The 9,498-nt window shown below is 67.0% G+C and carries 8 protein-coding genes and 1 riboswitch; of the genes, 5 read left to right on the plus strand and 3 right to left on the minus strand.

The annotated features are described in order from the left end of the window. Positions 1-123 precede the first annotated feature (123 nt). Positions 124-1,629: a CoA-acylating methylmalonate-semialdehyde dehydrogenase gene (locus AB4Y84_RS06175; RefSeq protein ID WP_442244006.1), complete on the minus strand. Its 1,506-nt coding sequence runs from the start codon at positions 1,627-1,629 to the stop codon at positions 124-126. A gap of 87 nt (positions 1,630-1,716) precedes the next feature. Here AB4Y84_RS06175 and AB4Y84_RS06180 point away from each other — a divergent pair, with 87 nt between their 5' ends. Together AB4Y84_RS06180 and AB4Y84_RS06185 are read left to right on the plus strand one after the other, a co-directional pair. Continuing rightward, positions 1,717-3,111 carry a helix-turn-helix domain-containing protein gene (locus tag AB4Y84_RS06180; RefSeq protein ID WP_442244005.1) on the plus strand — a complete coding sequence of 465 codons (1,395 nt, stop codon included), beginning with the start codon at positions 1,717-1,719 and terminating at the stop codon, positions 3,109-3,111. Positions 3,112-3,360: 249 nt separating this feature from the next. Next, a complete protein-coding gene (locus tag AB4Y84_RS06185) occupies positions 3,361-4,314 on the plus strand; it encodes a DUF1028 domain-containing protein (RefSeq protein WP_442249877.1) in 954 nt (317 codons plus the stop codon). A 49-nt stretch (positions 4,315-4,363) separates the two neighbouring features. On the opposite strand, the gene AB4Y84_RS06190 is transcribed toward AB4Y84_RS06185, so the two are convergent. Continuing rightward, positions 4,364-6,214 carry an RpoH suppressor gene (locus AB4Y84_RS06190; RefSeq protein WP_442249878.1) on the minus strand — a complete coding sequence of 617 codons (1,851 nt, stop codon included), beginning with the start codon at positions 6,212-6,214 and terminating at the stop codon, positions 4,364-4,366. Between the two features lie 142 nt (positions 6,215-6,356). Continuing rightward, positions 6,357-6,587: riboswitch (cobalamin riboswitch) on the plus strand. A gap of 141 nt (positions 6,588-6,728) precedes the next feature. On the opposite strand from AB4Y84_RS06190, the gene AB4Y84_RS06195 reads away from it, so the two are divergent. Both AB4Y84_RS06195 and pncA read left to right on the plus strand, forming a co-directional pair. After that, positions 6,729-7,400, plus strand: coding sequence for an epoxyqueuosine reductase QueH (locus tag AB4Y84_RS06195; protein WP_312786999.1), 672 nt, complete (start codon positions 6,729-6,731; stop codon positions 7,398-7,400). Positions 7,401-7,457: 57 nt separating this feature from the next. After that, positions 7,458-8,084, plus strand: coding sequence for a bifunctional nicotinamidase/pyrazinamidase (pncA, locus tag AB4Y84_RS06200; RefSeq protein WP_442249879.1), 627 nt, complete (start codon positions 7,458-7,460; stop codon positions 8,082-8,084). A gap of 121 nt (positions 8,085-8,205) precedes the next feature. Here the strand turns inward: pncA and purU are convergent, their stop codons facing one another. Further along, positions 8,206-9,057, minus strand: a complete 852-nt coding sequence (gene purU / locus AB4Y84_RS06205; RefSeq protein ID WP_099819594.1) for a formyltetrahydrofolate deformylase — start codon at positions 9,055-9,057, stop codon at positions 8,206-8,208. A gap of 113 nt (positions 9,058-9,170) precedes the next feature. Between purU and AB4Y84_RS06210 the strand changes: the two genes are divergently transcribed. After that, a partial coding sequence (locus tag AB4Y84_RS06210; RefSeq protein WP_442249880.1) for a LysR family transcriptional regulator occupies positions 9,171-9,498 on the plus strand: 328 nt, incomplete at its 3' end.

Here is a 9,498-nt window from a genome sequence, read left to right on the forward strand (position 1 = left end):
CGTAAAGAGCGTACCCGCGTCGGTCGCGGTATCGGCTCCGGCCTGGGCAAGACCTTCGCGGTACGCCTGCTGCGCTTCTTCCTGTTCCGTCGTCATCGAGTGGCTCATGGCTGCTCCCTGCTGTTACTTCAGGCTGATCGTGGTGTTGACGCCGTGGCTCAGCGTCTCGTCGTCGAACCAGCGCGCGGTGACGGTCTTGGTCTGCGTGTAGAACAGCACCACCTGCTTGCCGTACGGACCCAGGTCGCCCAGCTTGGAAGCGCGCGAACCGGTGAACGAGAACAGTGGCACCGGCACCGGGATCGGCACGTTGATGCCGACCTGGCCGACGTCGATGTCTTCCTGGAACCGGCGTGCTGCGGCGCCGGACTGGGTGAACAGCGCGGTGCCGTTGCCGTTCGGGTTGCTGTTGACCATGGCGATGGCCTCATCCAGCGTTTCCGCTTCGAGGATGACCAGCACCGGCCCGAAGATTTCTTCCTGGTAGATGCGCATGTCGGTGGTGACACCGGCAAAGATGGTCGGGCCGACGAAGTTGCCCTTCTCGAAACCATCGACCTGCGGCTTGCGGCCATCGAGCACCAGCTTGGCACCCTGCTCCACGCCCGAAGCGATCAGGCCTTCGACGCGATCACGGGCGCTGCAGGAAATGACCGGGCCGACGTCGGTGCCGGCGACCGTGCCACCGCTGACCTTCAGGGTCTTGGCCTTTTCGACCAGGTCCTGCACCCAATCGCGTGCTTCACCGACCAGCACCAGGGTGGAGGCGGCCATGCAGCGCTGGCCTGCCGCACCGAAGGCCGCGCCGACCATCGCATTGAGGGTCTGCTCCTTGTTGGCGTCCGGCAGCACCACGGCGTGGTTCTTGGCGCCCATCATGCACTGCACGCGCTTGCCGGCCAGCGAGGCGCGGTTGTACACGTGGGTACCGACGCGGGTGGAACCGACGAACGACACCGCCTTGATGTCCGGGTGGTCGCAGATGGCGTTGACCACTTCCTCACCGCCGTGGACCACGTTCAGCACGCCCTTGGGAATGCCCGCTTCCAGCGCCAGTTCGACCAGGCGCATGGTGACCATCGGGTCCTGCTCGGACGGCTTGAGGATGAAGGTGTTGCCGGTGGCAATGGCCATCGGGAACATCCACAGCGGAATCATCGCCGGGAAGTTGAACGGAGTGATGCCTGCGCACACGCCCAGCGGCTGCATGATCGAGTAGGTGTCCACGCCGTTGGCCACGTTGTTGGCCAGCTCGCCCAGCTGCAGGTTGCCGATGGCGGCCGCATGCTCGACCACTTCCAGGCCGCGGAACACATCACCTTCGGCGTCCGGCAGGGTCTTGCCCTGTTCGGCGGTGAGGATGTGCGCCAGCTCGCTCATGTTTTCGCGGATGAGCTGCTGGTACTTCAGGAAGATGCGCGCACGGGTACCGATCGGGGTCTTGCGCCAGGTCTTGAAGGCCTCCTTGGCGGCAGCCACGGCGGCATCGACTTCACCGGTGGTGGCGAACGGCACCTGGGCCAGCACGTCCTGGGTGGCCGGGTTGATCACGTCCTGCCAGTGGGAGGTGGCCGATTCAACGAACTGGCCATCGATCAGCATGCGGATACGGGGCGCTGCAACAGTCATGACGACAATCCACGGGGTGCGAAAGATGCTTGGCATTATTCACAGGCCACGCCTCGATTTCCGGCCTGAATCCGCTTAATCTGGCCAATGCCCGCCACGATTCCTGTTAATCCTGTGAATTATTCAGCCCCCCAGCGCCAGCTCGGCCTGCGACTGCTGCGCCTGCGCGAGCAGCGCGGCTACAGCCAGGCCGAYCTTGCCCGCGCCCTGGGGCTGTCGGCCAGCTACCTGAACCAGATCGAGCGCAACAAGCGCCCGCTGACGCCTGCGGTGCAGAAGAAGCTGGGCGAGGTGTTGGGCGATGTTTCCCCCCTGTTCGACGACGATGAGCCCGCCGCGCTGCAGGAGTCGCTGGGCGAGACCCTGCGCGATCTGGGCCTGGCCGACGTCAGCGCCACCGAACTGCGCGCGCTGGCCGGCAACCTGCCGCAGGTCAGCCGCGCGCTGCTGGACCTGCACCGCCGCCACCTGGCATTGCGCGAGCATGCCGCCGCGCTGGAGTTCCAATTGGGCGAGCCGGGTGCGGGCAGCACGTTGCCGGCGGGTGACCAGGTGCGCGARTTCTTCAACCGCATGCACAACCACATCCCCGAGCTGGACGAACTGGCCGAGCAGTTGTTCGCCGAATGGGGGCTGGCGCCGGGACACGTGGCGCCACGGTTGCGCCAGCTGCTGGCCGACCGCCACGGGGTGCTGGTGGAAGTGGCCGCGCTGCAGGCCGGGCGCGAGAAGCGCCAGTACGATGCCGGCAGCCGTACGCTGTGGCTGCCCGACTACCTGGAGCCGGGCCAGCAGGCGTTCCAGATGGCGGTCGAGCTGGCGCTGCGTGGCTACCTGCCGCAGATCGATGCGGTGATCGCGCGCACCGGCTTCACCGACGAGGCCCGCATCGCACAGGCGCGTATCGGCCTGTCCAACTATTTCGCCGGTGCGCTGGTGATGCCGTACATGCGCTTTCTGCGCGCGGCCGAGGCCAGCGGCTATGACATCGAACTGCTGGCGCATCAGTTCGGTGTGGGATTCGAGGCGGTCTGCCATCGGTTGAGTACGCTGGCACGCCGCAGTGCGCCGGGGCTGCCGTTCTTCTTCATCCGCGTGGACCGCGCCGGCAACGTGTCCAAGCGCCACTCGGCCACCGATTTCCACTTCTCGCAGGTGGGTGGTTCCTGCCCGTTGTGGATCGTCTATGAGGCGTTCAACCAGCCCGGACGCATCCTCACCCAGACCGCGCGCATGCCCGATGGCCGCCGCCATTTCTGGCTGGCACGGCAGGTCAGCAGCGGACCGGTGGGCCACGGTCAGCCACGCAAGACCTTCGCGGTGGCACTGGGCTGTGACCTGCAGCATGCGGACAGGCTGGTGTATTCGCTCGGGCTGGACGTGCAGAGCCCGGGCAACTCGGTGTCGATCGGCCCGGGCTGCCGGGTGTGCCCGCGCGAGGACTGCATGCAGCGCGCGTTTACCCAGTTGCCGGGAAGGTAGGGGTTGGGTTCAGCAGGGCTGCGCCCTGTACCCGCCGAAGCGGTAGTGCCGGCCGCTGGCCGGCAACCTCAACAGCAACAGCATGCATTCCGTGGGATGGCGAGGTAGATCCACGCCATGCGTGGATGCTCTTCGACGAATTGTCGAAATATTCGATTTCGATGGGGATTCATCCACGCATGGCGTGGATCTACTAAACCTTCCGCGCGTCCGTTGCATCCCAGTTCAACGCCTTCACCGGAGACGACCATGTTCATGCTGCGCCCCTGCCTGGCCTTGCTGCTGGCTGCTGTCGCTGCGCCGGCATGGGCGACCTTTTCCATTGCCGCCTGCAACGAAGCCGGCGACTGCGGGGTGGCTGTCGCCACGCACAATCTCGCCGTCGGCGGTGTCGGCGTGCCGTGGGCGCAGGCGAAGGTCGGCGCGGTCGCCAGCCAGTTCGAAACCAACCCGACCTACGGCTCGAAGGGGCTGGCGCTGCTGGCCGAGGGTCGCACGCCGGCACAGGTGCTCAAGCAGTTGCTGGACGAGGATGGCGACTTCGATGGCACCAGCATCGCCGAGCGCCAGATAGGCCTGGTCAGCGCGCGCGGTGGTAACGCGCAGTACACCGGCGCGACCGCCCAGCAGGCCGATTGGGCCGGCGCCCAGGGCGAAGGCAACGTCAGCGTGCAGGGCAATGGATTGGCAGGGCCAGAGGTACTGGCCGCCATGCAACGCACATTTGCGGCCACCCACGGTGCGCTTGCCGCGCGCCTGTTGGCAGCACTGGAAGCGGGACAAGCGGCGGGTGGACAACGCAGCGGGCAATGGTCGGCGGCATTGCTGGTGCGCACGCCTGGCGGCGACTGGCAGGACACCGACCTGCGCGTGGATGCCGATCCGCGTGCCGTGCCGCGCCTGCGCGAGCTGTACGACGTGCGGCTTTCAAATGAAGCGATCATCCGCGCCGAGCAGCAGTGGGAAAAGGGCGACGTGGCCGGCGCACGCGCGTCGCTGGCCACCTCGCTGGCGCTGGCGCATGGCTGGGACCGGACGTGGGCACGCGCGGCGCGGCTGGCGATGTCGCAGGGTGAAACCGCATTGGCCCGCGAATACCTGGCGGGATTGCGCGCGCTCAATCCGGGATGGGTGAAGCRGGAATTGGCCTTGCCGTTGTATGCGCCATTGCGCGGCGATGCGGTGGTCAAGGCGTGGCGATAACCAACGGTAGCGCCGGGCCATGCCCGGCGAGCGCAGCAGCGCACCGCGATCAATAGATCGGCGTCACCTTCATCTGTGGCAACGGCCGTGGCGAGCCGTCGGTGAGGTCGGGACCAAGGTCATCCCAGCTGCGGCCCTGCTCCACCATCAACCCCCACAGCTGCTGCGATGCCAGCCGCTTGTCTTCCGAACCCAGCTTGTACGACGGCGGCGACGGCGTGCCGGTGGCCACCATCGCATAGGCGGCGCGATAGGCCAGCACCTGCTGCGCCGGATCGTCGGTGCGCGAAATCTCCAGCGTGTAGCGCTGGTAGGCCGAGGCCAGGTTGCGCCACCGGATCCAGTAATGGTTCTCGAACGAGAACGAGCAGAAGCGCGCACCGGCCAGGCTGCCCTTGTCGGCGATGCGGGTCAGCACCTCCTGTGGCATGTCCAGGTTCATGCCACCCTCGTCGCCCTGCAGGCTCACATGCACGATGCGGTCGCGATACCCCGGCGCACGCGCCTGCAGCAGGTCGCGCCAGTTCTGCATGGTGGCCACCACCGCAAACAGGAAACGGCCCAGCTCACCGGCCGCCAGCGGCGTGGCGATGGACTGGTAGTGCCGCTGCCATCCATGCCGGTTCTCGGTAGGCAGGAACACCGCGCGTTCCAGCGCCTGGCGGTTGTCGCTCTCGCGCACCACCGGCTCGGGACGTTGCGGATAGACCAGGTTGATGGCGAAAGTCGGCCAGCGCGGCAGCGCGGCATCGAACAGGTGGATCGGGAAGTTGCTGCTGATGCCGCCATCGGAGAACCAGCACACCCGGAACGCGGTGATCACCGGACCACAGGCCTGGCCCGCGCTGGTCAGCCCTTCCATGCTGTCGGCCACGTTGTGTCCGGCCTCACCTGCAGCCGTCGACGTCGRCTCGCAGCGACGTTCGCGACGCGAGGGCTCATGCAGCGGCACCGCGCTGATCAGCAGCGGGAAGCTGAGGCTCATGCGCGTGGCCACCAGTACCGGCAGCGATGCACCCTGCGGCAGGTGGTAGTAGTTGTGGCCTTCAACCTCGCGCGGTGGTCCGGCGCGGTCGACCATCCACTGCACCACACTGGCCGGGAACAGCTGCTCGAACTCCTCGCGCAGGAACCAGAACTGCGCGCCGCCCAACGGCAATGTGCGCGGTTCATTGTGCGACACGCAGGTGGTGATCATCTGCAGGGTGATGGCATGCGGGCTGTCTGGCTCGTCTGCGTAACGGGGCGCGTCGTGCAGGTCGGCAAAGGTCAGCGGCGCATCCATCGGCTTGCCCGCCAGCTGCTGCAGGCTTTCATGCAGCCACTCGGTCAGCGCGGGCTTGTCCGCACGGCGGCTCAGCCCGCTGCACAGGCCCAGCAGGTTGCGCCGCGCCACCCGTGCCACCCTTAGCGCAGCGGCGGCCACGCCTGCGCCATAGGCACACAGCAGCGAAGGCAGCAGGGTCGCCGCGACGCCGCTCCAGCCGCCGCCCCACCAGCCCAGGCCGAGCAACAGTGCCAGCGACACCAGCACTTCCAACGGCGCGATCTGGAACACCGCGATGGCCAGGCACAGCAACTTGCGCGGCCAGCCTGCGTTGCCGGTCAGCACCACCAGCAGTCGATATGCCGCGYGCGCGCCACTGGCCGGTTGGAACAGGCTGTAGATGAGCCCGCGTCGCGACAACTGTGCCGACACCGCCGACAGGCCACCGTACCCGGCGTCACCGGGCAGGGTTTCGCCGGCCTGCTGGCGCCGGTCGCCGTATGCCGCAGCGGCCGCCACGGCAGCGGCGATCGCACCGGCCGAGGTGCCACCGATGCTCTTGAAACGGTATTCGCGGGCCAGCGCGAGCACCGCATTGGGATACACGATGCCACTGGTGATGCCACCTTTCATGACCAGATCGCAGTACTTCGCCGCCACGAGCCACCTCCCGTCTGTCGGTGCCCAGTATGGCAAGACACGCTCTCACAGCCTGAGAAGGCAGCCACAGCTTCGGCGCGTGATGGTGTCCCTTGACCAAGACTRCCAACGGGTCCACCTTGCACCTGCCGAAGGTATCCATCCTGGCGTTCATGCGAGGGGATGGATTTAAACGGGAATCCGGTGAAGGCGCCTCGCGCGCCCATTCCGGAGCTGCCCCGCAGCGGTGAATGGAAACGAATCCTGCCAACAGCACTGGGCTCGCGCCTGGGAAGCGGCAGGTAGTAGGTGGGCCAGCCGGCCCGTGTCCATCAGCCCGAATACCGGCCCCGGCCGGGGGACGCGACCGTCCCCTGACTCGACCTGGAATCTCCGCGGGGAGGTTGCCGGGGCCATCGTCGTCCTGCGCGTGCAGGCGGTGTGGCCGCGCGCGTCCTGTTCACGGTTTCCGTCCAGACCTGCTGCCCACGCCCAGATGCACCCGACGATGACCGAGCTCCAACGCCCCACCCTGACCCTTCCCGACAACGGCCAGCGCCTGTTGCTGCACTCGTGCTGTGCGCCATGCTCGGGCGAAGTGATGGAGGCGATCACTGCCTCCGGGATCGACTACGCGATCTTCTTCTACAACCCCAACATCCATCCGGTGAAGGAATACGAGCTGCGCAAGCAGGAGAACATCCGCTTCGCCGAACAGCACGGCATCCCCTTCATCGACTGTGACTACGACACCGACAACTGGTTCAGCCGTGCGCGTGGCATGGAGAACGAACCCGAGCGTGGCATCCGCTGCACGATGTGCTTCGACATGCGCTTCGAGCGCACCGCGCTGTACGCGCACGAACATGGTTACGACACCATCAGCTCATCGTTGGGCATCTCGCGCTGGAAGAACATGGCGCAGATCAACGACTGCGGTGTGCGCGCCGCCTCGCGCTACGAGGGCCTGCAGTACTGGGACTACAACTGGCGCAAGGGCGGCGGTGCCAGCCGCATGGTCGAGATCAGCAAACGCGAGCAGTTCTACCAGCAGGAATACTGTGGCTGCGTCTACTCGCTGCGCGACGCCAACCGTCATCGTCGCGAGAACGGCCGCGAACGCATCAGGATCGGCCTGCTGTATTACGGGCAGGACAATGACGCCGCCAGCGGCGATTGACGTGCACGCGAGGGGCGGCCACGCTGTTCGCCCCTCCTGCGTTGTACCGGACCTGCCATGACCACCCTGCCCGCTGATGTCGCCCTGCTGGTGATCGACCTGCAGCCGGACTTCATGCCCGGTGGCGCCCTCGCCTGCGAACAGGGCGATGYGCTGGTGGCACCGATCAACGCGCTGCTGGCCGAGCGCCGCTACCGCACCGTGGTGGCCACCCAGGACTGGCACCCAGGCGACCATGCCTCGTTTGCCAGCCAGCATCCGGGGCATCTGCCCTTTGAAGCGATCCTGCTGCACGCGCAGCCGCAGACCCTGTGGCCGGACCACTGCGTGCAGGGCAGCACCGGCGCCGCCCTGCACCCCGGCGTGGACTGGACCGTGGCCGACCTGATCCTGCGCAAGGGCACCCGCCAGCAGGTGGATTCGTACAGCGCCTTCCGCGAGAACCACGGCCCCGATGGCACGCGTCCGGCTACCGGACTGGCCGGCTGGCTGCACGAACGCGGCATCCGCGAGGTGCACGTGTGCGGGTTGGCACGCGACTACTGCGTGCTGTGGAGCGCGCAGGACGCGGTGAAGTCGGGGTTCCGGGTGAAATTCCTGTGGGAGCTGACCCGCCCGGTGACCGAGGCCAATGACGTCATGGTGCGCGATGCCCTGGCGAAGGCGAGGATCGCGATTCTGTAATTTCGCCCCTGCAGGGACCGATGGTAGTGCCGGCCGCTGGCCGGCATCTGCACAGGTTCCGTGGCTGCCGGCCAACGGCCGGCACTACCCGGGCGCGCGTGCGCTGGTATTCCTGTCGGAACTATCGGAACACCACCGTGCGGTGCCCGTTGAGCAGGATGCGGTGCTCCACATGCCGGCGTACCGCCCGCGCCAACACCTGCGATTCAGTATCGCTGCCCAGCCGTACCAGCTCGCGCGGGGTCATTGCGTGATCCACGCGGGCCACGTCCTGTTCGATGATCGGGCCCTCGTCCAGGTCTTCGGTGACGTAGTGTGCGGTGGCGCCGATGATCTTGACCCCGCGCGCATGCGCCTGGTGGTACGGCTGCGCGCCCTTGAAGCTGGGCAGGAAGCTGTGGTGGATGTTGATCGCCCTGCCCGCCAGCGCACGGCACAGCGTGGGCGAGAGAATCTGCATGTAGCGCGCCAGCACCACCAGGTCGATGCGCTCGCGCTCGACCAGATCGATGATCTGCTGTTCCTGTGCCGCGCGCGTGTCCGCGTTCACCGGCAGATGGTGGAACGGCACCTGGTAGGACGCTGCCAGGGCTGCGAAGTCGGCATGGTTGGAGGCCACCGCAGCGATGTCCACTTTCAACTGGCCGCTGTGGGCACGGAACAGCAGGTCGTTCAGGCAATGGCCCTGCTTGCTGACCAGTACCAGCAGGCGCGGCCGGCGGCGGCCATCATGCAGCTGCCAGTCCATGCCGAAGTCCGCTGCCAGCGCGGCCATCGCCGTGTGCACGGTGTCCAGCGGCAAGCCCGCATCGCGGTCGAAGTGCACGCGCAGGAAGAAGCGACCGCTCTCCTCGTCGCCGAACTGCTGGGCGTCGAGGATGTTGCAGCCGTGGTCGAACAACAGGCCCGACACGCGGTAGACGATGCCGGTACGGTCGGGACAGGAGAGAGTGAGGATGGAATCGGGGCGCATCGCCGGAGTGTAGGCCAGCGCCGCTGCGCGGTGGACGATGGTCACCGATGCAACCGACTGCTTGGGACAGACCCAAGCGATACTTGGCCTTCCGCATGGCAAGCTGGTCGGTCATGAACCTGTTGCAGCTCATCCGCAGCTTCACCCGCACCGCAGAGACCGGCAGCATTGCCGCTGCGGCGCGCACCCTTGGCATCAGCGCCACCGCCGTGGGCCAGAACATCAACCGGCTGGAGGCCCACCTGGGCGTGCGGCTGCTGAACCGCAGTACGCGCCAGCTGGCGCTGAGCGAGGCCGGCACGGTGTATCTGGCGCAGGTGCGGCATATCGAAGCCGACCTGGCGCGCGCGCAGGCGATGGTGACCGCCGGCGACGTGGAGCCGGCCGGGCCCCTGCGCATCGCCAGCAGCAGCGCGTTCGGCCGGCACGTGCTGGCACCGC

The sequence above is a fragment of the Stenotrophomonas sp. 2YAF22 genome, from assembly GCF_052114665.1.
GTDB lineage: Bacteria > Pseudomonadota > Gammaproteobacteria > Xanthomonadales > Xanthomonadaceae > Stenotrophomonas > Stenotrophomonas indicatrix.

What these genes read in the sequence shown, in the direction of transcription:
- AB4Y84_RS06175 (WP_442244006.1), bottom strand. Translation starts at nt 1,629, where the DNA reads ATGACTGTTGCAGCGCCCCGTATCCGCATGCTGATCGATGGCCAGTTC.
- AB4Y84_RS06195 (WP_312786999.1), top strand. Translation starts at nt 6,729, where the DNA reads ATGACCGAGCTCCAACGCCCCACCCTGACCCTTCCCGACAACGGCCAG.
- purU (WP_099819594.1), bottom strand. Translation starts at nt 9,057, where the DNA reads ATGCGCCCCGATTCCATCCTCACTCTCTCCTGTCCCGACCGTACCGGC.